This is a genomic window from Mesocryomonas fontinalis, assembly GCF_055730125.2.
The window spans coordinates 434196-457432 of record NZ_JBUZWG020000004.1 but is presented as its reverse complement, the minus strand read 5'-3'; the positions used below and the strand labels follow the sequence as shown (position 1 = coordinate 457432).

Below are 23237 nucleotides of genomic sequence, written 5' to 3'. Positions count from 1 at the left end.
TTCCGGTCCGGCGCCCTGTCGGCGGGGAACGATCCATGGCTTCAGAAACAACCAGTCCCGACACCGCTATCGACGCGGCCACCTATTTCCAGACGCCGGGCGAGCGTCACGAAAAGGGCTCCGGCATGACGGTGATCGCGGCCGAGCGCGAGGCGACCGTTTCGAAGACGCTTCGCCTGAAGGCGGCACGCGAGGAACAGCAGGCGCTTCAGGCAAAGATCGACGCAGATGCGGCTCGGCTGGCGGCACCCAAGCCCAAGGCAAAGCCCAAGCGAAAATAATCGGCACTGCGCCGATGCGCGGGCACTAACCTCCATAAGGCGCAGCGAAAAAACGAAACCAAACGCGCTCAGCACCATTAATGCACGCAGCCCTTGCGATTGCGGCAAGGGAGCAACGGCTGGCGCCGCTTTCCGGGACCAAGGCTGGTTTGCCGGACTTCTTCCGAAAAATTTGGTCGAAGAACCTCATGCTCGTCGCGAGACGATCTGTCATCTGAAGTCCGGAGTAGACGTTGGAATCCCAGGAAGCAGTCCTCCTCACCGACCGTCTGCATGCCGAGCAGGGGAAGGGCGACCCGTTCGCGGCGGCCGTTCGTGCGACCCGCATGCCGATGATCATCAGTGATCCACGCCAGGACGACAATCCGATCGTTTTCACCAACGATGCCTTCCTCAAGCTGACCGGTTATAGCCGCGAGGAAGTGATGGGACGGAACTGCCGTTTCCTTCAGGGCCCGGCGACCGATGTCGAGGCGGTTGCCGTTTTGCGCGAAGCGGTCAGGGGGCAGACGGACGTCAACGTCGAACTTCTGAACTACCGCAAAGATGGTTCGACCTTCTGGAACGCCCTGTATCTAAGCCCCGTCTTCGGCCATAGCGGCGAGCTTCAGTTCTTCTTCGCCTCGCAGTTCGATGTGACCGAGCGAAGGACGCGCGAGCTCGAGGCGCTGCAGTCCAGCGACTTCTTCGAGAACGCCGTCAAGGAACGGACCGTCGCGCTGGAGGCAGCACTGGAGCAGCAGAAGCTGCTGCTGCACGAGGTCGACCACCGCGTGAAGAACAATTTGCAGATGGTCGCAGCGATGATCCGGAGCCAGGCGCGGTACTCCGACATGCCGGAGGTGAAGGCTGCACTGAGGACGACGATGACGCGGGTGGAAACGCTCGGGTCGGTGCATCAGAAGCTGTACCAGTCGCAGGACGTGCAGGTCTTCGACGTCTCGGGGTTTGCCGCCGAGCTGTGCGGCGACATCGTCGACGCCCTTGGCCGTCCCGAGATCGAGGTGGAACTGGACCTCCAGCCGCTGACGGTGCCGGCTTCGACGGCCTCCTCGCTGTCTCTCCTTCTCAACGAGCTGATCACCAACGCGCTGAAGCACGCCTTTCCGGTCGACAGGCAGGCCGGCCGCATTCGTGTCGCGACCTTTCAGGTTGGCGAGACCGCGCACCTCGTGATTGAAGACAATGGCGTCGGCATAGCCGGCTCGCAGCCGAAATCGACACGAACGTTTGGTCACCGCCTCATTGAGTCGCTGGTCAAGCAGATTCGTGGCACGATCGACATCACCGATGCGCAACCCGGCACCCGTGCCAGCGTTGCCTTTGTGAATCCGATCGGAGTTGCAGTCCAGTGAGCGATCTTCAGCCCTTGCGCGTCCTGATCGTCGAAGACGAAGGCCTCCTGGCCATGGACATCGAAGGGACGGTCGAGGATGAAGGTCACATCGTGGCCGGTTGGGCGACGTCCGCCGACGAGGCGCTGGCCCTCTACGATTCCTCTCAGCCTGACATCGTCTTCCTCGACATCCAATTGATGCACGGCACGTCAGGGCTCGATGTCGCCCGCGGTCTGCAGAACAAGACCGGCGCGAAATACGTTTTCATGACCGCGAACGGTCGCCTCGTAGATGAGGACATGCAAGGCAGCATCGGCGTTCTCGAGAAGCCGTTTTCCAGCTCCAAGCTCGTGGCGGTGCTCGCCTATCTGCATCAAGGCCTGATCGATCCACCGCCAACCCTACCAAAGCCCGGCGGGTTTCGTCTGGGTCCTGTCTACACGGAAGCCTGGGCCTGAGCTTTCGCGTTAAGGGCACGCTCGCGAAATTATGTCGTGAAGTGGGGATAACTCTGGCGTCCCCTTACCAGCTCTCCCCGCAAAATCTTCGGGTCTCGCGGGCCTTTGCAGGCATAGCCGCGCAACCATTGCGCGCATATTGCGCATGGAAAGACGTGCTACACTGGCTCGTTAGCAGTATCACGCGCCTCACAAAATCGTCAGTGAACCTTACCGTGCCGGCCTCGCTTTAACTCCGCCAAGGGGAGCGATTACGACGTGCAGAGCCGTGCCTATAAATTACTGCGACATCTCGGTCTCATCGGAGAACCGCGTAATTTTTCCGATGTCGACCGCCGTGGAATTCTGGCGATGATCGAAACCGGGATGAGCGACCGGACGATCCATCATATTTTTGGCTATAGCGACAGCGAGATAGCCAGCGCGCGGGCCGCAAATGTTTTGACGGGCAAGCCGGATTATTCGCTGAATTTTGCATCATCTTCGCCGGTGCCTACGCTTCTGACTTAAATTTCTTGCGCTGTTTGCGCCGCCAGCGACGGTTCTCCTGCCTGGAAACAGGAGATGACAGGTCATGCGCTCTCATCGCTTCCTGGAACGATTCCACGGTCACAATGTTGGAATCATTCCAGTGAGGATGCGTTTCCATGCGCCTGACCCGTCAGACCAATCTTGCCATTCGCATGCTCATGTACTGTGCGGCCAAGGAAGACAGACTTAGCCAGGTCAGTGAGATTGCGGCCGCTTATTCCGTCTCCGCCATGCATCTCGCCCAGATATCCAAGCCGCTCGTTTCGGCCGGGCTCCTGGCGACCGTACGCGGGCGGAATGGCGGCATCAGCCTCGGCCGGCCCGCGCGTGACATCACGTTGGCGGACGTCATCCAGGCGGTCGAGACCGACATGGGCGGCGCCTCGGCCAAGTCCGACCGGGGCATCGAGAGCGCCGAAGAGGCTGAAATGGAGAAGGCGCTGCAAGCGGCCTTCGAGCAGTTCCTCGGTTCGCTCCGCCTCCACACCATCGCCGATCTCGTCGCTGGAATGCCCGATATCCGAAGGCTTCTGAAGGTCGCCTAGGGGGCGCTGCGACAGTACCTCCAGGCCTGGGTGCGTTTACTGAAGAGCCGACGAAGCTTCGGGGTCCAGTTGGCGGCTATCGTGCTATCGACTGTTGCCGGTTCAGATCGCCGGACGCTCTGCAACCGGCAAAATGACGCTAATTCAAGGTTTTGACGCACGAGTTAAGCGATTTGCAACCGGAGCATACTAATGTCTGGGGGGTAATAAGACAGGACATTCAATGAACTGCGCCGGCTGCACGACTTCCGCAAAGCTCGATTTCGATTTCACCATGGCCTTCCAGCCTATCTACGACGTCGCTGCTGGTCGCGTCTGGGGATATGAGGCGCTGGTGCGGGGCACGGGGGGCGAGGGGGCCTATTCGATCCTGTCGAAGGTTTCCGCCGAGCAGAAATACCGCTTCGACCAGGCCTGCCGGGTGAAGGCGATCGAATTTGCTGCACGGCTGTTTCCGGCTGGTGAGGACCTCAAGCTCTCGATCAACTTCATGCCGAATGCCGTCTACGAGCCGGCGGCCTGTCTTCGCGCGACGCTGATGGCGGCAAACCGCTTCGCTTTTCCGCTGTCCTCGATCATGTTCGAGTTTACCGAAGACGAAGAGGTGTCCGACACCGCCCACCTCCTGAACATCATCACCGAATACCGCAAGCACGGCTTCACCACCGCCATCGACGACTTTGGCGCGGGGCATGCAGGCCTCGGTCTCCTGGTGGATTTCCAGCCTGATCTCATCAAGATCGACATGCAGATCCTGCGCGCCATCGATACCAGTCGGTCCCGGCAGATCATTGTGGCCGGCATCATCGGCATCGCCCGTGCGATGAACATCACCCTCTTGGCCGAGGGCATCGAGACCGAAGCCGAATTCATGGTGCTGAAGGCCGCAGGCGTAAAGCTTTTCCAGGGTTACTGGTTCGCCAAGCCGGCCTTCGAAGCTCTGCCGGCGGTCGACTTCCAGCGGATCGATACGCGGGTCAGCGCTTAAAGCGCTGTGCGTCCGGAAGGACGCACGAAGAACGCTCTGTCTCGTTGAACTGAGAGCGTCTTTCTTTGATGGGGTGAGTCCACCCTATCGCAGGATGCTCTAGCGCTCGGCGACGTCACTCGCGCCGAATTCGGCAAAGGCGGAGCGGACCGTTGCTTCCATGTCGCCATCGACCTCGACGGAGACGGCGATTGCCCCGTTGAGCGGCGCATCGTTGCGCTCGTCTGCTGATGGCTCTCCAGCCCCGACGTCTGCACCGGCCTCCTCAACCCCTGCGCTGTTGCGCGGGCCTGCCGCGGCGATGGCAATGTTCTGCCGATCGATGCCGTATTCCTGGACGAGCCGCTCGACGGTCATCTCTGCTTCGCGGCGGGTATCGAAGTTTGCGGTGAGGGTGGTCGGCATCATGTTCTCCGTAATGGTCTCCAGCCGCAACGGGGCTGGCTGGGAATGGTTCAGCCCGACCAAAGCCTGATCGAAGCGCGATCAAACCCTCGAAGCGGTGCAACATGATCCTCCCGCCTCGAATGGCTTGAACCGAAAACCAACTGAGGTTCTACTCTTCCTCCATTCGGCCGCTTCGACGAGCCGATGCCAAGGGAGGATATCGACATGCCCCGAACCCGATATGTCATCGAGACCGGCACCGATGCCGGTGGCACCTGGCAGCCCGGCGGTTTTCACGAAGCCTTCAACGCCGCCGATCCGGCGACGGCCAAGGGCAGCGTGCGTTCGTCGCTGACCCAGCTCGGCTATGCCGAGACCGGCGACACGCACGTCCGGCTTCTCGATCCCGACAAGGCCGAAATCATCCGTCTGCCGATGGATGAGGCCTTCTGGGCCAGCGAGGCATAGTTCGCCGCCCGATCGCTGAAGAACGAGTCCCGTATCCGGGCGACCGATCGAAGGGCGGAATGTTGCCGCCCTTCGACGGTTGCGCCCGCGCCGGCGATCCGGAAGATGCTCGCTGGGGTGCCCGGCTCAGTCTGCGCCGCAAGGCCAGCTGGCCGGTGCCGTCAATCCCGCTGGCAGCTTTGTCTTGCCATCGCCGCAGCTGAGATCGATCTGGGCCTGGACGAGCCCGGTCGCCGCGGAGAGATCGACGCCCTCGATCCTCGTCAGGAACGTGTAGGCCCCGCTGAAGTCCATCGCTCCGCTGACCTTGGCGCCCGAGAGGTTCGCACGGGCTAGGTTCGCGAAGGCGAAGCGGTTGTCGGAAAGCGTCGCCCCTTTGAAACGCGCCCGGCCGAGCTCGGCCTTTTCGAAATTCGCGCCGGCGAGCGTGGCGTCGGTAAAGTCGGCGCGCTGCAGTTCGGCGCCCTGAAAGCCCGCGCCTTGGGCCGACAGCCCCTTGAAATCCGTCCGGTAGCCTTCGACGCGGCTGAAGTTCGCCTTGTCCGCCTTGGCGTTCGCCAGCGAAGCGCGCACCATTTTCGCCTTCTCGAGATTGGCGGAGGTCAGCGTGGCATCCCGCAGATCCGTGGCGCTGAGATCGGCGCCGGCGGCATTGGCGCCCTCGAGATTGGCGCCCGCTATCGAGAGATTGCGCCGGTTGCACTCACTCCAGTCGATCCCGGGCTCGGCAACGCTTTGGCAATCGGCAGCGGCTGATGCCAGTGTCGAGGCGAAGAGAACCATTGCCGCAAAGCCGGTGGTCCGTCCCGTCGCGGCAACCGAGCCCTGTTGCAAGGTGGTCCGGATCGACTGCCCTGTTTGGAGCTGCGCTGCATTCCGCCGCGACTGCGGGCGATTTCTGCGGTGTTCCAGCGTCATGGTGTCCTCCCTTATCCGGCCGGCTTGCGCTTCCCATCCAGCGCAGTGTCGTCAACCGTTGTCACGCTTCGAGGCCGTCTGTGCCCGGCATTCACCCGGTATGGCACAGCGCTGGCGCGTCGTCGCCTGCATCGGCTCGCTCGTTAAAGCCGAACTCGGGTGGCTTGGTTGCCTCTGCGAAACGGCGGTCTCGCGAGGAGCGCGACGGGCCGGGCCGCGCCGGGGGGAGGCGCACCTCGAACCCGCAGGCACCAGGGAAGGATCTACTCAATCTAGCGATATAATAGACATGTCATTCCTGTGGTGGGCGGCTGGCGCTGGGTAGTCTCGGCCGACTGGGCATTGCGAGGTGATGAATGACCCCCGACAAGATCAAGGTTCTCTGGTTTCTGCCAACGCATGGCGACGGCCGTCATCTCGGTTCGGTGGAAGGCGCCCGCGCCGTCGACATCGACTATCTCGAGCAAGTGGCACGGGCAGCCGACCAGCTCGGTTATTACGGCGTGCTGCTGCCGACCGGCCGATCCTGCGAGGATTCCTGGGTCGTCGCCTCGGCCCTCGCGCGCACGACGCAGAGACTGCGGTTCCTCGTCGCCGTCCGTCCGGGGCTGCTCTCGCCGACGCTGGCGGCGCGGATGACGGCAACGCTCGACCGCATTTCCGGCGGGCGGCTTCTGATCAACGTCGTGACCGGCGGCGACCCCGTCGAGAATGCCGGCGACGGCATCTTCCTCGACCACGACGAGCGTTACGCGGTGACCAAGGAGTTCCTCGACATCTACAAGGCCGAGCTTGCCGGCGAGGTGGTGAACCACGAGGGCCAGCATTTCACGGTGAAGGAGGGGCAACTCTATTTTTCCCCGCACCAGCCGCGTCTGCCGCTTTATTTCGGCGGCTCGTCGGATGCCGGCATCGAGGTGGCCGTCCAGACCATCGACAAGTACCTGACTTGGGGCGAGCCGCCGCTCGCGGTCGCCGAGAAGCTTGCCAAAGTGCGCGCGCGCGCCGAGGCGGCGGGGAGAACGGTGACTTTTGGCATCCGCCTGCATGTGATCGTCCGCGATACCAATGAGGAGGCCTGGGCGGCCGCCGAAAGCCTGATCTCCAAGCTGGACGACGAGACCATCGCCAAGGCGCAGAAGGCGCTGGCGCGGCAGGATTCGGTCGGGCAGATCCGGATGCGGGCGCTGCACGGCGGTGATCGGACGAAGCTCGAGATCAGTCCCAACCTCTGGGCCGGCGTCGGCCTGATCCGCGGCGGCGCGGGCACGGCGCTGGTCGGCGATGCCGAGACGGTGGCGGAGCGGATCGACGAGTACCGCCGTGTCGGGATCGATACCTTCATCTTCTCCGGCTACCCGCATCTCGAAGAGGCCTACTCCTTCGGCGAGCGGGTTCTGCCACGGCTGCCGCTGGGGCACGACGATCCCCGGCTGGCCGCGCCTGCCGGCTCTCGCATCGTCGGCGAGGCCATCGCCAATTCGCGCTCGCCGGAAGCGCGCCCGGTGAGTGCCTCGTGATGCCGCTCCGCCGGCTCGCCGCCGACCGCTTGCCTGCGGCTCTCGAGGTGCTGATGACGGCCGCGGCCTTCCTGACGGTGCTGGCGACCGTCCTCGGCGTTGGGCCGTTCGCGGGCGGCGGCTGGCCGGGCTGAAGCCGGCCGAGCCTCGCCTGGCGCAGCGCGATCCGGTTGGTGGCGCCAACCGAAGCGCTGAACTGTCCAGTCGGATTGCGTCCTACTGGGACAACCGCACCTGGCTGATCGCCCGGGCGATGCCTGAGAAGGCCGAGGCAAGCTTTGCGGCATCGGTCGCGTCGTAATAGTAGGCATCGCTCGTCGCGCACTGGCGAAGCAAGGCCTTGGCCTCCACTTTCGTCACGGCGAAGGCAACGGTGTAGATCTCGATCCCTTTCGCCTTGGCATTGGTGCAGATGTCCGCCGTGTCCTTGTTGACGTTGATGAAGTCCGCGGCGGCCTTGTTGGCGTCCTTACTGTCGAATCCGATATGCTTTCCCCGGCTTGTGTCCGGTTTCAGCGTATTATCGCCGTCTGTCATCAGGATCAGGATTTTGCGCGGCGACTTGTTGTCCGGGTCGTATTCCTCAGCCTCGCTGAAAGGCGCCATGGGAGAGAGGACGTTGAGACCCCAGACCATCCCGGAGGGGATATGCGTGTTGGCGACGTAGTTCGACGGTTGGTGCGTCATCGCCGCCACGCCAGCCAGCAGCGTCTTCCGGTCCTGCATCAGTGGAATGATCGGGCGGGCGCATCTCTGCGACGTTTCGACGTAAGCGGGATATTTCGACGTCGGGCTGGTATCGCTGAGGCGCAGTGATCCAGCGATGCGCGTCCCGACGCAGCCGTAGAACTTGTAGGTGTTGGAGAAGGGATCTTTGCCAGTGCAGGTTTGCTTGTAGGCCGTGCGCGTGCCTTGCTCGATGCACTGGTCATTGCAGGTCGATGTCACGGTGATGCCGTCGACAATACTGGTACAGGACTTCGTCGAATACTTCTTGCAGTAGGTTTCGGTGCCGTTCTCGACCTTCGGTCCGCACATCCGGTCGCCGCCGCCCGTTTCCGTGCGCTCGGCGCCGTCCAGGGCCAGCCAGTTCTGGCTCTTGTTCTCGATGCCGACATTGACGTGGTCGGCATAGGGCACGAGGGCTATGGAGAGGGTGCCGGGATCGTCCGTGGGCAGCAGCGTTTCGACCAGGCTCTTGGAGGCTTTGCGCAGGGTTTCGATGCGCGTTTCGCCGGTTTTCGCATCGGGCGCGCTCATCGAGTAGGTGTTGTCGAGCACGAGTGCGATCTCGACGATCTGCTTCGGGGCGCGTTTGGCGACCGTCGAGACCGAAACCGACATCGTCTTCACATTGGCCAGCTGCATGAAGCTCGTGGTGATCGAGCCATGCACGCCGGCAGTGATTTCCTCCGGGCTCGACGTGAACCAGTCGAAATTGACGCTGTCGATGGTGCTCTCGTCGAGATTGGACCGGATGAATTCCTCCGCCATCGTGCGCAGCACTTTGGTATCCTGTTCCTCGGACGCGGCGACGGCGAGCGAGGCCGTATCCACCGCGTCCTGCAGATGGGAGCGCGCCTTGTAGTAGCGCGCACCGTCGATCGCAAAACCGATCGCCAGGATCATCGGCAGCATGGCAATCGCGGTGATCAGCGCGAAATTGCCACGGCGGTCGGAGAGAAATTGCCGGAACACGGGGGGGTACTCTGGTTTCAAGATGGAGGTCGGTCGGCGGGGGGCTACTTGGTGCAATCGCTGCAGGTCGGTGCCTTCTGACCGCGGAACCGTCCCCGCGCCTCGGCACGCATCGGGATGTGCGCCGCCAGCACGTAGGTGGAAATCGGGGAGAAGGCGTAGGACGCGTTCGTGACGACGAGGGTATAGTTTCGAAGGCCCTTCAGCAGATCGGGCAGGACGTAGGCTTTTCCCGCCGATGCCTTGTCCATCCCGCGGGCGACAGACCAGATGACCTTGGCATTGCCGGCGGCATCGATGTTGATCGCCGTCGTCCGCATCGGCATCGGGTCGAGGTGGAAGGGCGCGAGCATCGCGTCCGCCGCGTCGAACTTCTGCAGGACGCCGGCCTTGCTGAGGTCGGTCGACTGGGTGACGAGATCGTTGACGGCGGTGGTCGCCCTTTGCATCTTGTGGCTGAAGGTGATGGCTCGGGTCACCTCCACGCTGCCGAGATAGAGGGTGAGAAGAACCGGCGCGATCAGGGCGAACTCGATGGCGCCGGCGCCGGCGCGATCTCGAACGAAGCGTTTCAGACACCTGGAAAAGCGTGGCGGCATCAGAAGGGCTCGGTCTGGAAGACGGAGACCGACATCAGGAGATGCTTGCGACCGCTGAGGTCGGACAGGTAGCTTTCCATGAAGTTGGTGAAGAGCGGCCATTCGTAGAAAGCCCGCAGCGCCATGATCTGGCCGGCATTGCCGCGCTCGAACCGGAAGTCACCTGCCGAAAGGGCGCCGGCGACGATCGGCGCGCTGGTCGGGATGGAGGCGAAATCAGAGTATGACCGCAGGTCGAGCTTGATGTTGTCGCATGTCATGAGGACGGTGATCTCGCCACAGAGCGTCTTCCGGAAGTCCGCCTCGCTGATATTCTCCCGTGCGACATTTCCGGTGCGAACGATGCGGCTGGCTTTTGCCACGGCCTGCTCGAGCGTGACATTGCCGATGAAGATGAAGGCGGTCTCGAGGATCGCAAATACGATCAGGAAAAACGGCAAGGCCAGCAAAGCGAACTCGACGGCCGCCGTGCCTTCCCGCGCGCGCACGAAGAACTGCGAGAAGGCGGATCGTCGTGCCCGTCCGGAGCCAGGGTCCAGTCTTTTCAGCCCAATCATGAGGGTCTATCTACCGTTGCGACACCGATCAAAACGCGGTGTCATCTCACTGGACACTTAGAACCGAAAGCTTGAACAATACTTAAATCACTACAGAAATTCCGCTAAACTCGCGGTTGTAAATCTCTAAAACGGCTACCACCAAGAATATATATCGTTCCGAGAAGTGCAGTAAATCAATTCGTACAGTACAATAATTCAATTTTATTGTATGAAATTCATATAAATACTGTTTAAAAAACTATTTGTGAAAAAAACATAGCAATTGCTGTCTATTATATTATTAACTGTGATTTCATAATGAGACAAGCGGCGGCTGATGCGGCGATCAAGGCGGGTCCGCGGTAAAACTCGGACGTTCGCCAGCGCTTCGCGGATCGACTAATCCCGAACGGTGCGCAACTCAGCATAGTCAAAAAAAAACCCGCCGCGGAAAACCGGGCGGGCTAGCTTGTGCATTGGGATCTGGGAGGAAACGAATGCAATCTTAGGAAACCATATTGCGACGCCTGAATAAATCCCGCTGAACGCATAGCTCCTATGTCATGGCGCTAGAGCGGGAAGTCCGATCCGCCAGGCTGCACGTGCCCGCTTGGAGCGTCAGCAGTCAGCGCGCCGGTTGTCGGTCAGGCGGTCATGGAAATCTCGCCCTCGTCCTCACCCAGCCAGTAGTGGATCCGCTTGGCACGGACCTTGATCAGCACAATGTTGGGCGTGTCGATGCCGTCCTTGAACCAGCGATCGAGGCTGGACGTCCAGTGGACCTCGAATTCCGACTTTTCACGGATCAGTTCGGCATGGCCTTCGACGGAGATGAAAATCGGCGGCTTGCCGAGCAACCCCTTATTGCCCTGGAAAGACAAGGCAACCTTAGGGTCGGCTTCGATGTCGGCGATCGAGCGGGCTTCCTCGTAGCAGAAGAAGAAAGAGTCGCCGTTGTATTCGACGTCGCCGTTGTTGCTCATCGGGCGGCCGCCGATCTCGCCGCCTGTCGTCTTGGTGAACAGCATGGCAAAGTCGATGTCGGCCATCTTGTCCGAGAGGTCATCGAGGGTGAGGTCGGTCATGAGCAGGCTCCCATTGGCAATACTGGGATGAATGCCGCCGACCGGGCTTTGCTCCCTCGGTGCTGGATTTTAGAGAGGACGTGCCGCCTTGGCGCGCCCTGCCGATCGGTGGCGGGCTGCCGGGGTGTACTTCGTTGACGAGAAAGTGGAGAGCTTCCCGTCGACGAGACGAGCCATCGACCATATCTGCGTCGGCCACGCGGGTGCAATCTTTCGAATGGTGCAAGGAATGAATGAGCTGACACCGCCGAGCCCGCTGCGCCCGCGCGATAACTGCTACCGGCTTGCCCGGGCCTCAAAGGCGGCCGTCGTCGTCGATGCCGACGATTATTTCCGCTGGGCCCGCGCGGCGATGCTGAAGGCGAAGAAGCGCATCGTGCTCGTCGGCTGGGATTTTGACGGGCGCATCATTCTCGGCCGGGGCGGCAAGGACGATGTCGCGCCGGAGAGGGTCGGCGAGTTCATCTACTGGCTGGTGCGCCAGCGCCCGGACCTCGAAGTCTATCTGCTGCGCTGGGACCTCGGTGCGATCAAAACGCTGTTCCGCGGCTCGACCATCTTCACGATCCTCAAGTGGATGGCGCATCCCCGCATCCACACCAAGCTCGACGGGGCGCATCCCGTCGGCGGGTCGCACCATCAGAAGATCGTGGTCATCGACGACAGTTTCGCCTTCTGCGGCGGCATCGACATGACCGAGGACCGCTGGGACACGCGCGAGCACAGGCACGAGGACGACCGCCGCCGGCGGCCGAACGGCACGCGCTACAAGCCCTGGCACGACGCCACGACGGCGATCGAAGGCCCGATGGCCGAGGTGCTCGGCAAGATCGCGCGCGATCGCTGGCATCACGCGGGCGGCAAGCCGATGCAGGCCGTCGAGGGAATGGCCTCCTGCTGGCCGGACGGGCTGGCCGCGCATTTCGAAGATGTCGAGATGGCGGTGTCGCGTTCGGTGCCGACGATGGACGGGCAAGCCGCCATCCTAGAGGTCGAGCGGCTTTACCTCGACCAGATCGCCCGGGCGAAACGCCATATCTATGCGGAGAGCCAGTATTTCGCCTCCCGCCGCATCGCAGAGGCGATCGCCAGGCGGCTGGGCGAGCCGGACGGGCCGGAGATCGTGGTGATCAATCCCGTCACCGCCCAGGGGTGGCTGGAGCCGCTAGCGATGGACACCGCGCGGGCCCGGTTGCACGAAGCGTTGCGCCGCCGTGATCCGCACGGGCGGTTCCGTGTCTACCATCCCTATACCGATGGCGGCGAAGCCATCTACGTCCACGCCAAGATCCTGATCGTCGACGACGAAGTGCTGCGCATCGGCTCGTCCAACATGAACAACCGGTCGCTGCGGCTGGATACCGAGTGCGACGTCACCATCGACACCAGCCTGCCTGGCAATGATGGCCTCCATGCCACGATCACCGCGATCCGCGACGATCTTCTGGCCGAACAGCTCGGCGTCGATCCCGCCACCGTCACCGCCTCGATCGAGGCGACCGGCTCGCTGATCCAGACGATCGAGGCCTTGCGCGGCGAAGGCCGGACGCTTCGTCCCTACACGGCGCCCGATCTCAGCGACGTGGAGACCTGGCTGGCCGACAACCAGATCCTCGATCCCGAGGGCCCCGAGCAGATGTTCGAATCGCTGAGCAAGCGCGGTCTGCTGCGGCGATTGCGGGGCCGGTTACACCTGCCGCGTCTGCGCCGCCGCAGCAAGGCCAGCCGGCGGCTGCGATAGAACCACGCCCGCTCGGCATAAGCCTCTGCAAAGCTGCTGCAACGATTGGCATCCCGGCGAGTTGGATGCCAAGCGTCCGCGGAGCGATCTCGTCCGTCCGCGCCAGAGGGTCGTCGCTTGCTCGAACGCAATCCGCAGAGGAATGAGGCTTCGCACGCCAAGCTTCTGGACGTGCTCGCCGATATCTTCCTGCCGGCGGTGCGGCGTCTCGAGGAAAGCTTCGATGACGTGATGTCTGCCGTCGCGGCGTTCGGCGGCGATCTCTACGCCGGTGACCTCGAAAAGCTGGGCGGATCGATCGCCCGGATGAGCGAGAAGGCGCGCTGGATCGACGGGCTGATCCAGGCCCCCGCGGCGGGCGAGGATTTCGGGGCGGCGACGGTTCGGCACGATCTGCGGACGCCGATGTCGGGCATTCTCGGCTATGCCGAGATGCTGCTCGAGGAAATGGCCGAGGAGGACGACCACCGTTTCGTCGAACCGATGGAGAGGCTGGTCGGCGAGGCGAACATCGTCCTCAAGGAAATCGGCAATCTTCTGGCCGTCCTCGACGAAACCTCCGAGCGGCCGACAATGCCGATGGGCGAGCCGCTGCCGGACGAACCGTCCGCGTTGGCCGTGGACTTCGAGGGCGAGGGGAAGCCGGTCACCGGCGTGACGGGCCACGTGCTGGTGGTCGACGACAATGCCTCGATCCGCGATCTCGTGTCCCGGCGCCTGCAGAAGCTCGGCCATGCCGTGACCGCCTGCGACAGCGGGGAGGCGGCGTTGGCGCTGACCGAGGCCGAAGACTTCGATCTCGTGATGCTCGATCTGATGATGCCCGGTCTCAGCGGCGTCGAGGTGCTCAACCGGCTGAAGCGACAGCCGCGCGCGGCGGCGCTTCCGGTCATCGTCATGTCGGCGCTGGACGAGGTGGACGCGGCGGTGCGCTGCATCGAGGCGGGCGCCGACGACTATCTGTCGAAGCCGCTCAATGCGACCCTTCTGAGGGCGCGGATCGACACGCTCCTGGAGCGCAAGTTCCTTCGCGACCGCGAGCAGGCGACGCTCGCCCGTCTGAAGGAAGAGCAGCTGCGCGCCGACATGCTGCTGCACAACATCTTCCCCGCCAGCGTCGTGAAGCGGCTCGGAGAGGGGGAGGGCATCATCGCCGACCATTTCGCCGACGTCGCCGTGCTGTTCTGTGACCTCGTCGGGTTCACGCAGCTTGCCTCGACGCTGTCGCCGATCGAGACGCTGCAGATGCTGAACCGGATCTTCTCCGGTTTCGACGCGCTGGCCGAGCGGAACGGGGTGGAGAAGATCAAGACCGTCGGCGATGCCTATCTGCTCGTCGCCGGCATTCCCGACCCGGTGTCGGACCCGGCTTTCCGGGTCGTGACCATGGCGCGGGAGATGGAGAGTGTCCTGCAGACCATCGACCATGCCGCCTCGCTGCGCCTGCGCATCGGCATCAGCAAGGGACCGGCGGCGGCCGGCGTCGTCGGCAGCCGCAAACTGTTCTACGATGTCTGGGGCCATACGGTGAACCTTGCGAGCCGCCTCGAAGGCCTCTGTACCCCCGGCCGCATCCTCGTCTCCGCCGCGGTTCGCTCGGCGCTCGAAGGGCGGGTCGACTTCGATCCGAACGACCCGGTCGAGGTCCGCGGCATCGGGGCGATCGACACCTACTACCTTCGCTGACCGTCCGGACCGTCGTTTCACCCGTCATCGCGCGGACCGCCAATTCCCTTTCCCCCGCCAGCGCCTAACTGCTGCTGAAATTGCCTTCCGGAGAACGTCGTGGACATCGTGACATCGCAAATGCTGAAGCGGGCACTGCCGCTGTTCACCACCTTCGCCGTCGGCGTGCTGATCCTCGTGGTCTCGGCCATCCTCTATCTCGGCCGCGAGATATTCGTGCCCTTCGCGCTGGCGATTCTTCTCAGCTTCGCGCTGGCGCCGATCGTCAACGGACTGCAGCGGATGCGGCTGCCGCAGGGACTGGCGATCATCGGCGCCGTCATCGTCGCCCTCGTCGGGATCATTGCTGCCGGCGTGGTGATCGCCAACCAGCTGGCGGCGCTGGCGGCTGAGCTTCCGACCTACCAGAAGACCATGCAGGAGAAGATCCAGGGGCTCGCGAGCTCGACCGAGGGCACCGGCCCCATGGCGCGGGGCTTTCGCACCATTCAGGAGCTGATGGCGGATTTCGAGACCCTCGGGTCGAACGACACGGTACAGGACGCCGCGGCGAAGACCAAGCCGATGCTGGTGCAGCTGGATACCGGCGGTAACGGCCTGTCGACGATCTCGACGATCGTGTCGCCGCTGCTGCATCCGCTTGCGATGATCGGTATCGTCCTCGTCTTCGCCTGCTTCATTCTCGCCCAACGTGAGGACCTGCGAAACCGCTTCATCCGCCTCGCGGGCACCGATGACCTGCAGCAGACCACGGCCGCGATCGACGATGCGGCGCGAAGGCTCAGCCGGCTGCTCTTGACCCAGCTGATCGTCAACGTGACCTTCGGCATCGTCATCGGGACCGGCCTCTACTTCATCGGCGTCCCCAGCCCGTACCTCTGGGGCATCCTCGCCGGCATCATGCGTTTCGTGCCCTACATCGGTGCCTTCATCGGCGCCGCGCTGCCCCTGGCGTTGGCCTTTGCCGTCGATCCCGGCTGGAGCATGACGATCTGGGTGATCGTGCTGTTCCTCGCCGTCGAGCCAATTCTCGGCCACGTGGTCGAGCCGCTGCTCTATGGCCATACCAGCGGCCTCTCGCCGATCGCCGTGATCTTGGCTGCCGCCCTGTGGGCGCTGCTCTGGGGTCCGGTCGGCCTGGTTCTCGCGACGCCCCTGACGATCTGCCTCGTGGTGATGGGCCGTCACATTCCGCGCCTCTCGACGATCGACGTCATCTTCGGCGACCGCCCGGCCTTGTCGCCGCCGCAGATCTTCTACCAGCGCATGCTCACCGGCTCGACCCGGGAAGCGGGTGATCAAGCCCGTGCCTTCCTGCGCGAGCGGGCGCTGGCGACCTATTACGACGAGATCGCCGTGGAGGGGATGCGCCTTGCCCACGAGGACGTCGCACGATTTGCCGTCACCGGGGACCGTCTCGACGTCCTCCGGCATTCCGCGCTCGACCTCGTCGGTCGGCTCGAACGGATTCGCAGCCCTGTGCCATCCGGCGGTTCGCTGAACGCCGAGGCGGCGGCGGCCGTTGCGGCGGCGGGTCCGGATCTCGAGGTCGCGCACATCGTGCGGCGTCGCGATGAATTGGCGCCGGCCTTCCGGAGCGAGACCCCGGTCGTGTGCGTCTCCGGCGTCAGCGCGCTGGACGAGCCGTTGACGGAAATGCTGGCGCAGACCATCCGCAAGCATGGCCTTGGCACGAAGACGACGACGTGGAAGGCGCTGGCAAAGCGCATGCCGACACCTCAAGAAGCAGAGGGTGTCGCGCTGGTCGTGTTGTCCTTCGTGGAGCCGTTGAGCTTGGTGCACCTGCGGCAGGCGGTTCGCCAGGTTCACCGGGTGGCGCCTTCAGCCAAGATCGTCATCGGCATCTGGCGCGAACGCGATCCGGCAATGCTGAAGGAATTGAAGCGCCGGACGCATGCCGACGCGGTCACCACCACCTTCAACCGCACCTTGGCGGCGGTACTACAGCTGTCGGCCGATCAGCCGCTGCAGCTGGAAGGTAAGGGGCTTGATCGCCAAGCCGTCATTCAAACGGCATAAGATCAAGAGGCCTGACCATAGGATCAGCATACGAGCCACTCTCCGGCATCCGGAGAGTGGCTTTTTTCTTAGACGGCAGCAGGCGCTGCTTCAGACGGCACCAGCGCCTCGATCTGCCCAACGAGCTTGGCGAAATCGACGGGCTTGGCGTGGTAGTCGTCGCAACCGGCGGCGATGGTCTTTTCGCGGTCGCCTGACATGGCGTGCGCCGTCAGGGCGATGATCGGCATGCGCGGCAGGGAAGAGTCGGCACGGATCGTGCGGGCTGCCGTCCAGCCGTCCATGACGGGCAGGTTCATGTCGAGCAGGATGATATCCGGGTTGGAGGCGCGCGCTTTTTCGACGCCATCCTGTCCGTCATGCGCGAGAATGACGTCGTAGCCACGCCGCTTCAGCCGACGGGACAGGAAGTCCCATATTTCCTCGTGATCTTCCACGAGAAGAATGCGTGTCATTTGCGTGGCTCCAGTTCGGCTTTGGCAAGGTTGAGTGGCGGATCGCCAACGCTGCCGCGTCGCATGATAACGTGGATCTCGGCAACTAGCTCCCGCAGGGCCACATTGCTCTTCGATAGCACCTGGTCGGCATCGCTCTGGAGCCGCTGCCATTCCTGCGCGGTCAGATCCTTCGAGCTCAGCACCACGACCGGGATCGACTTCCACTCGGGGTTGGCCCGCAGCTTTTCCAGAAACTCGAAGCCGTTCATCACCGGCATCACGAGGTCGAGCAAAATTAGCGTCGGGATCCGTTCGGCGACGCGCTCGAGGCCGAGCTCGCCGTTGGAGGCGGTGACGACGGGAATGTTCTCCTTGGCCATCAGCGAGGTGAAGCGTTCCAGCGTGTCGGCATCGTCGTCGATGGCGAGGATCAGCCCCTCATTGTCCAGCCGGTAGCGCGCCATCACGTCGCGCAGCCTGTTCCACTCCACCGGCTTCAGGAGATAGTCGGACGCGCCGAGGGAATAGCCGAGATTGTGCTCGTCGATGATCGTGACCATCACCACCGGCACGTTGGCGAGCACGGGATCGGCCCGCAGTTCGGTAAGGACCGCCCAGCCGTCCATCTTCGGCATGGTGACGTCGAGGATGATCACCGTCGGATTGATCGCCCGGGCCATTTCGAGGCCGGAAAGGCCGTCGGAGGCGGTGCGCACGGCAAAGCCCTCGCGGCTGAGGAAACGCGTCAGCAGTTCACGGGCGTTCGGATCGTCGTCGATCGCCAGAACGAGACCGGCGTTCTGCCTCTCGTCGGGATCGGGCAGGTGCAGGATCTCGGTCTCGTCGACTTTCTCCACGGCGTCCGCGGGAATGCGGATGGTGAAGGCCGAGCCTTTGCCCTCCTCGCTGCGCGCACCGATATCGCCGCCGAGCAGGCGACAGAACGCCTTGGTGATCGCCAGGCCGAGACCGGTGCCGCCGAACTTCCGGGTGGTCGAGGCATCGGCCTGGGTGAAACGTTCGAACAGGTTTTCCAGCTGCTGCGGCGTCATGCCGATGCCGGTATCGGAGACCTCGAAGTTCAGCCAGTCCCGCTGTCCATCGGACGAGCGCTCGACCCGCAGCCGGATCTCGCCATTCTCGGTGAACTTCGAGGCGTTGCTGAGAAGGTTGATGAGGCACTGCCTCAGCTTCACCTGGTCGGTATGCGCCGCGCCGAGGTCGCCGATCTTCTCGATGACCAGGCGGTTGTCCTTCTTGGAGATCAGCGAGCCGACGGTCGACGTCACCTCGTCGACCACCGTCTCGATGTCGAAGGTCTCGGCATAGATGTCCATCCGGTCCGCCTCGATCTTCGAGAGGTCCAGAACGTCGTTGATCAGGCTGAGCAGGTGGCGGGCGTTTCCCTTGATCTTGCGGATGTCCTTGAGGAGCCCGTCCTCGCCGAGATCCTCGACCTCCTCCTCCAGCATTTCGGCATAGCCGATGACGGCGCTGAGCGGGGTGCGAAGCTCATGGCTCATATTGGCGATGAACTGGCTCTTCGCTTTGTTCGCCGTTTCGGCCGCGTCCTTGGCCGCCTCCAGCTCGTGCTCGACGGCCAGTTGCGTCGTGACGTCGGTGTTGGTGCCGAACCAGCGAATGACCTTGCCGCTGCCGTCGCGGATCGGCGTCGCCTGCGACAGGAACCAGCGGTAGGAGCCGTCGACGCCGCGCAGCGGGAAGGTGTCCTCCCACATCGTGCCCTCGGCGAACTGGCGCTCGAACTTCTCGATCACCCGCGCCTCGTGCTCGGGATGGTGCACCTTGTGCCAGCCCCAGCCCTGCATGTCCTCGAGGGTCGTGCCCGTGTAGTCGAACCAGCGCTTGTTGTACCAGAAGATCTCGCCCGACGGCTCCGCCATCCAGGCCAGCTGCGGGATGTTGTCGGCCAAGGCCTCGAACTGAGCGCCGGCCTCGCCGAGCTTCTTCTCGGCCTGTCGGAGGTCGGTGATGTCGGTGTGGGTGCCGACCCATTCCGCCACCTCGCCCTTGGCGTCGAGTGTCGGCGCCGCCTGCACGGCCATCTGGCGCCAGCTGCCGTCGGCCCGTCGCAGCCGATGCTCGGTCTTGAAGACGGTCTTCTCGGCACGGGCGGCCGTCCAGATCTTGAACGTCGAGCTGCGGTCGTCCGGGTGGACGGATTCAAGCCAGCCATTGCCGAGGTGCTCGCCCTCGGACTGGCCGGTAAAGCGCATCCAGCTGGCCTGCGGCTGCTCGAAGCGACCGGACGCCGGCGCCGTCCAGACGATCGAGGCGGCGGCGTCGATCAGCGAGCGGAAGCGACCCTCGCTTTGTTCGAACCGGCGCTCGGCCTGCTTGCTCTTGGTCGTGTCGATCACCACCAGGCCCAGCACCGGTGCGCCGGGATGTCCTGTCCCCGAGATCGGGAAGGCGTTCAGCATGAGGAAATGGGTCTTGCCGCCCACCTCGACCTCGGTCGCGACGTTCGATGTCGGGGATCCCGCCTTCGCGGCATTCAGGATAGCCTCGACCGTTCCGTTGTCCTTCGTCTTCGAGAGCAACGACAGCTGGCCTTCATGGATCAGCAGTTCGGCAAAAGGACGGTTGCGCCGGACGACCTCGAAGCTGCTGTCGAGGAAGCCGATGCCGACCGATGCATTCTCGAGCAGGCTGCCCATGACCTCGGACTGGGCGCGGCTTTCGCGGCGCCGGCGGTAGGCGAGATACGCCAGGAGCAGCGCGGCCGCGACCGCAGCGGCAAAGCCTACCATCTGGAGCGTGCTGGCGAAGCCGCTCCGCTTGAGGTTTTCCGAGATGACGCTGTGCGCCTCTCCATCGATGACGCCGGCCTTGGCGTCGACCTGGTCCATCAGCCGTTTGCCTTCGCCTTCGCCCACGAGCGCGGCAGCGGCCTCGAATCCCCCGGTCCGGCGCGTCTCGATGACGTTCTTGGCGAAGTTGATCTCGGCGGTGACAAGCGCTGTAAACTCGGTGAGGTCGGCCGTCTTCATCCCGCTCCCGGAATAGGTCGAGGTGAGCGAGGCCAGCGCTTTGTCGAAGCTCTTCAGCGCACGGTCGTAGGGCTCCAGAAACGCGTCGGATCCCGTGAGGACGAAGCCGCGCTCGCTGCTCTGGACGCTGGTTACGTTGCTGACGACCCGCTGGACCGCGGCGATGATCTCGGTATGCCGCGTGTTAGAGACCGTAGCCCTCCGCATGTCGATGACCGTCCAGCCGAAGGCGGCGACGGCGATGATCAGGAGGGCAGCTGCACCCGCCATCCTCCAGCCGGGCCCGATGGGAAGACCGCGAAAGCGGGCGGCTTTGGGAATGGATGCGTTCACGCTATGCCCTCGGAAAAACGACTGCCACGCGGGCATGATCACCAGCTAGACCATTAGCGGACAATGGAAAGGCGTCCACCGCGAGTTCAACCCTCCGGGCGGTCACTTACCGCTTTGTTGCGGGTGGTCGGGACGCGTTTCCTGACATTTCGTTCGTCGAGCGAAACGTTTCCGCAGTGCACACCGTGAACCAACCGGCCGCGAGCGCATTCTGATACCCGAGGACATCATGTCCGCAGCTGATGGAGAATGACCATGGGTAGCACTTCCGACAAGATCTCGGGCCTCGCCAACGAAGCCGCCGGCAACGTGAAGCAGGCAGCTGGCAAGGTAACCGGCAACGAGAGCCTTCAGGCTGACGGCAAGGCGCAGGAGCTCAAGGGCGAAGCGCAGCAGGCGGTCGGCGACACCAAGGCTGCCGTCAAGAAGGGTGCGGATGACGTATCGGATGCGGCGCACCGCAAGCTCTGATCAAACGTTAAGTCTATACGAAGCCGGGATCCGAAAGGGTCCCGGCTTTTTTGTGTCGGCTCGGCGCCCGTGCCGATAGTGCGCGCAGGCCAGCCGTCAGCGGCAGATCGTCTTGTAGCGGTCGGGCGGACCCTTCACCAACTCGCTCGTACAGTCGAGGCTGGTTTTCACGGCGCGGTTGGCGCTCGGAGCCACCCGTGTGGCCGATCGACGTGACGGCCGTGCTGCATTCCTTTCGCCAGCCGTCTGGGCGGGCCGGGTCATGCTCGGCGACAACGGAACGGCCGTCGATGCGCCATCACGCTGCTCGCAGTATCTTGGATCTTCGCCCCGCGCCCGCAGGCTGTCCGCCAGTCGTCGACGCTCCCCGGCCGCGTCGTAGCCGTCGAGGGCCTTCCGCCAATCTCGGCAGATATCCTCGGTCGAGGGCTCGGACGAACCGGCATTGCCGATTTTCGGCACGAGGCGCGGAGATGCTGCGGGGCTGCAGCCGCCGAGAACGGCGAGGCTTAGAATGGAGGCAGTCAACAATCGTCGCATGCGGCAAGTCTTGCATCGAAAGACCGGACGCCAAAAGGGGCGGCCGTCCTTTTATTCGCGGCTTCTACACGTTTCTCGCATTTATCTCCGACGCGTCCGTTCTTTAAGCGTTCTGCCAAGCGGGGAAAGCACTGCTCATTCCTGCCAGATCGGCTTAAGGCCGCTGCATGTCCGCCAGGCGAGCGAGGTCGTTCGGGCGCTCGCTTTGGCCGATGCCGGCCGCCTTCAGGCCGAGGAGCATGATGAACAGAGCAAGGCACATGATCGCGCGGAACGCGATCTTGCGCAGAAACACCGAGATCCACGCGCGGCTGAAGAGATAGCCGGAGCCGGCGAAGATCACCGAGACGAAGCTGAGGTAATACAGGACCGTCAGGAACATCCGGGCGCTGTGCGTATCGTTTTCGTCGATGTCGAGGATGAAGCTTGCCACGAGCGCAATCATCACGAGATCGAGCCAGAACTGCCAATGCGCCACGGCCTTCGCGTGCAGATGCTCGAAGGCCTGTGCGCCGGCATTGCCATTATTGACCCGGCGCGCCACCAGGCAGAGCGTCGCAGTCAGCAGCGTGGGGAAGACCAGCAGGAGCGGTGCGATGTAGGGCATCATTCTTTTCCGGCATTGATTAGCCGGAACTGTATCTGGCGGCCGTAAATTTCCGGGAAAGAAAATTGGTGGCGGTTTGATTGCTGTGGTCAGGCCGAATTGATTAAAAACGTCGACCTGCAGCCGGCGTGATCCGCCGGCTGCAGGTTTTCCTTCGAGTTTTCCGTCTTAGTGGGCATTCGATGGCTGCTTGGCGCGCGCCACGATCTGCGTCGGGTTGACGAAGCGCAGCGCGAGGATCAGCCAGAACAGCGTCGTCACCATGTAGACGACCGCCATGGCATCGATCGACTGCGAGGCGCGCACGCCCGAGGCGAAGACGGCATAGTAGAGCGAGACTACCAGCGTCTGGCTGGTCGGGCCGGCGACGAGGAAGGTCAGCTCGAACATCGCGATGGTGCGCACCAGCACCAGAAGCAGCGCCGCCAGCATGCCCGGCAGGAGCAGCGGCAGGAGGATGCGCAGGAAGAGGCTTCCCGTTCCCGCGCCGAAGACGCGCGCCGCCGCCTCGATGCGCGGGTCGATCTGCTCGATGAAGGGGATCATCACCAGCACCACGAAGGGGACCGACGGCACGAGGTTGATCAGCACCACGCCCCAGAACCCTCCGCCGAGCCCAGCCTGGTAGAGCAGCGTCGCCAGCGGAATGCCGTAGGTCAGCGGCGGCACCAGGAGCGGAAGCAGGAAGACCAGGATGACGAAGCGCTTGCCCGGAAACTCCCGCCGCGCCAGCGCATACGCCGTGGTGATGCCGATAAGGCCCGACAGCAACGTGACGAGGAAGACGATCTGGAAGGTGACCAGCATCACCTCGGTCAGCTGGAACTCGCTCCAAGCAGCGAAATACCAGCGGGTCGTCCATCCCGTCGGCAGCCAGGTGCCGAGCCAGCGGGTCGCCAGCGAATTGGTGATCACCGTGGCGATGACGCCGAGGAGGTTGAGGACGAAGAGGATCGTCACCGCCCAGATGGCGGTGCGCCAGAGCTTCGAGCCGAGGCCCTTGTCGCGGATCAT

23 protein-coding genes are annotated in these 23237 nt (G+C 63.4%); 13 read left to right on the top strand and 10 right to left on the bottom strand.

The genetic code is table 11. From position 1 onward, the window contains the following. The first annotated feature begins 35 nt into the window (after positions 1 to 35). The 6 genes from ACZL02_RS13030 to ACZL02_RS13005 all read left to right on the top strand — a co-directional run bounded on the left by ACZL02_RS13030 (position 36) and on the right by ACZL02_RS13005 (position 4140). The gene (locus ACZL02_RS13030; RefSeq protein ID WP_472940029.1) at positions 36 to 281 is read left to right on the top strand and encodes a hypothetical protein; all 246 of its coding nucleotides are present in this window, start codon (positions 36 to 38) and stop codon (positions 279 to 281) included. 233 nt (positions 282 to 514) lie between these two features. Then, the gene (locus ACZL02_RS13025; RefSeq protein WP_472940028.1) at positions 515 to 1636 is read left to right on the top strand and encodes a PAS domain-containing protein; all 1122 of its coding nucleotides are present in this window, start codon (positions 515 to 517) and stop codon (positions 1634 to 1636) included. Further along, a complete protein-coding gene (locus ACZL02_RS13020) occupies positions 1633 to 2076 on the top strand; it encodes a response regulator (RefSeq protein ID WP_472940027.1) in 444 nt (147 codons plus the stop codon). Before ACZL02_RS13025 ends, ACZL02_RS13020 begins: the two co-directional genes overlap by 4 nt. A gap of 258 nt (positions 2077 to 2334) precedes the next feature. Further along, positions 2335 to 2586, top strand: a complete 252-nt coding sequence (locus tag ACZL02_RS13015; protein WP_472940026.1) for a hypothetical protein — start codon at positions 2335 to 2337, stop codon at positions 2584 to 2586. A gap of 137 nt (positions 2587 to 2723) precedes the next feature. After that, positions 2724 to 3152: an Rrf2 family transcriptional regulator gene (locus ACZL02_RS13010; RefSeq protein ID WP_472940025.1), complete on the top strand. Its 429-nt coding sequence runs from the start codon at positions 2724 to 2726 to the stop codon at positions 3150 to 3152. A 223-nt stretch (positions 3153 to 3375) separates the two neighbouring features. Then, positions 3376 to 4140, top strand: coding sequence for an EAL domain-containing protein (locus ACZL02_RS13005; RefSeq protein WP_472940024.1), 765 nt, complete (start codon positions 3376 to 3378; stop codon positions 4138 to 4140). 99 nt (positions 4141 to 4239) lie between these two features. On the opposite strand, the gene ACZL02_RS13000 is transcribed toward ACZL02_RS13005, so the two are convergent. Next, positions 4240 to 4545 carry a hypothetical protein gene (locus tag ACZL02_RS13000; protein ID WP_472940023.1) on the bottom strand — a complete coding sequence of 102 codons (306 nt, stop codon included), beginning with the start codon at positions 4543 to 4545 and terminating at the stop codon, positions 4240 to 4242. Between the two features lie 207 nt (positions 4546 to 4752). Between ACZL02_RS13000 and ACZL02_RS12995 the strand changes: the two genes are divergently transcribed. Then, on the top strand, positions 4753 to 4995 hold the full coding sequence (locus ACZL02_RS12995; protein ID WP_472940022.1) for a hypothetical protein: 243 nt from the start codon (positions 4753 to 4755) through the stop codon (positions 4993 to 4995). 126 nt (positions 4996 to 5121) lie between these two features. Here ACZL02_RS12995 and ACZL02_RS12990 read toward each other — a convergent pair whose 3' ends face one another. Then, positions 5122 to 5778: a pentapeptide repeat-containing protein gene (locus ACZL02_RS12990; protein ID WP_472940081.1), complete on the bottom strand. Its 657-nt coding sequence runs from the start codon at positions 5776 to 5778 to the stop codon at positions 5122 to 5124. A 491-nt stretch (positions 5779 to 6269) separates the two neighbouring features. On the opposite strand from ACZL02_RS12990, the gene ssuD reads away from it, so the two are divergent. Beyond that, positions 6270 to 7433: an FMNH2-dependent alkanesulfonate monooxygenase gene (gene ssuD / locus ACZL02_RS12985; protein ID WP_472940021.1), complete on the top strand. Its 1164-nt coding sequence runs from the start codon at positions 6270 to 6272 to the stop codon at positions 7431 to 7433. Continuing rightward, positions 7433 to 7567, top strand: coding sequence for a hypothetical protein (locus ACZL02_RS12980; protein WP_472940020.1), 135 nt, complete (start codon positions 7433 to 7435; stop codon positions 7565 to 7567). Before ssuD ends, ACZL02_RS12980 begins: the two co-directional genes overlap by 1 nt. 82 nt (positions 7568 to 7649) lie before the next feature. On the opposite strand, the gene ACZL02_RS12975 is transcribed toward ACZL02_RS12980, so the two are convergent. From ACZL02_RS12975 to ACZL02_RS12960, 4 genes are all read right to left on the bottom strand, one after another. Continuing rightward, entirely contained in the window at positions 7650 to 9131 is a 1482-nt protein-coding gene (locus ACZL02_RS12975; protein WP_472940019.1) for a pilus assembly protein TadG-related protein, read from the bottom strand. Between the two features lie 44 nt (positions 9132 to 9175). Further along, positions 9176 to 9730 (bottom strand): TadE/TadG family type IV pilus assembly protein, encoded by a 555-nt coding sequence (locus ACZL02_RS12970; protein ID WP_472940018.1) that lies wholly within the window; start codon positions 9728 to 9730, stop codon positions 9176 to 9178. Further along, positions 9730 to 10287 carry a TadE/TadG family type IV pilus assembly protein gene (locus tag ACZL02_RS12965; RefSeq protein WP_472940017.1) on the bottom strand — a complete coding sequence of 186 codons (558 nt, stop codon included), beginning with the start codon at positions 10285 to 10287 and terminating at the stop codon, positions 9730 to 9732. The genes ACZL02_RS12970 and ACZL02_RS12965 overlap by 1 nt, the downstream gene beginning before the upstream one ends. Before the next feature lie 626 nt (positions 10288 to 10913). Further along, positions 10914 to 11354: a pyridoxamine 5'-phosphate oxidase family protein gene (locus ACZL02_RS12960; RefSeq protein ID WP_472940016.1), complete on the bottom strand. Its 441-nt coding sequence runs from the start codon at positions 11352 to 11354 to the stop codon at positions 10914 to 10916. Positions 11355 to 11583: 229 nt separating this feature from the next. Between ACZL02_RS12960 and ACZL02_RS12955 the strand changes: the two genes are divergently transcribed. The 3 genes from ACZL02_RS12955 (at position 11584) to ACZL02_RS12945 (ending at position 16821) form a co-directional block, all read left to right on the top strand. Continuing rightward, on the top strand, positions 11584 to 13095 hold the full coding sequence (locus tag ACZL02_RS12955; protein WP_472940015.1) for a phospholipase D-like domain-containing protein: 1512 nt from the start codon (positions 11584 to 11586) through the stop codon (positions 13093 to 13095). Positions 13096 to 13212: 117 nt separating this feature from the next. Continuing rightward, the gene (locus tag ACZL02_RS12950) at positions 13213 to 14781 is read left to right on the top strand and encodes an adenylate/guanylate cyclase domain-containing protein (RefSeq protein ID WP_472940014.1); all 1569 of its coding nucleotides are present in this window, start codon (positions 13213 to 13215) and stop codon (positions 14779 to 14781) included. Positions 14782 to 14880: 99 nt separating this feature from the next. Next, entirely contained in the window at positions 14881 to 16821 is a 1941-nt protein-coding gene (locus tag ACZL02_RS12945; RefSeq protein WP_472940013.1) for an AI-2E family transporter, read from the top strand. 68 nt (positions 16822 to 16889) lie between these two features. Here the strand turns inward: ACZL02_RS12945 and ACZL02_RS12940 are convergent, their stop codons facing one another. Together ACZL02_RS12940 and ACZL02_RS12935 are read right to left on the bottom strand one after the other, a co-directional pair. Next, positions 16890 to 17276, bottom strand: a complete 387-nt coding sequence (locus ACZL02_RS12940; RefSeq protein WP_472940012.1) for a response regulator — start codon at positions 17274 to 17276, stop codon at positions 16890 to 16892. Then, positions 17273 to 20605, bottom strand: coding sequence for a response regulator (locus ACZL02_RS12935; RefSeq protein WP_472940011.1), 3333 nt, complete (start codon positions 20603 to 20605; stop codon positions 17273 to 17275). Before ACZL02_RS12935 ends, ACZL02_RS12940 begins: the two co-directional genes overlap by 4 nt. Before the next feature lie 255 nt (positions 20606 to 20860). Here ACZL02_RS12935 and ACZL02_RS12930 point away from each other — a divergent pair, with 255 nt between their 5' ends. After that, complete coding sequence (locus tag ACZL02_RS12930) at positions 20861 to 21076, top strand: CsbD family protein (protein ID WP_472940010.1); 216 nt, start codon at positions 20861 to 20863, stop codon at positions 21074 to 21076. A gap of 694 nt (positions 21077 to 21770) precedes the next feature. Here the strand turns inward: ACZL02_RS12930 and ACZL02_RS12925 are convergent. Beyond that, positions 21771 to 22223: a hypothetical protein gene (locus tag ACZL02_RS12925; protein ID WP_472940009.1), complete on the bottom strand. Its 453-nt coding sequence runs from the start codon at positions 22221 to 22223 to the stop codon at positions 21771 to 21773. 168 nt (positions 22224 to 22391) lie between these two features. Next, positions 22392 to 23237 (bottom strand): ABC transporter permease, encoded by an 846-nt coding sequence (locus ACZL02_RS12920; protein ID WP_472940007.1) that lies wholly within the window; start codon positions 23235 to 23237, stop codon positions 22392 to 22394.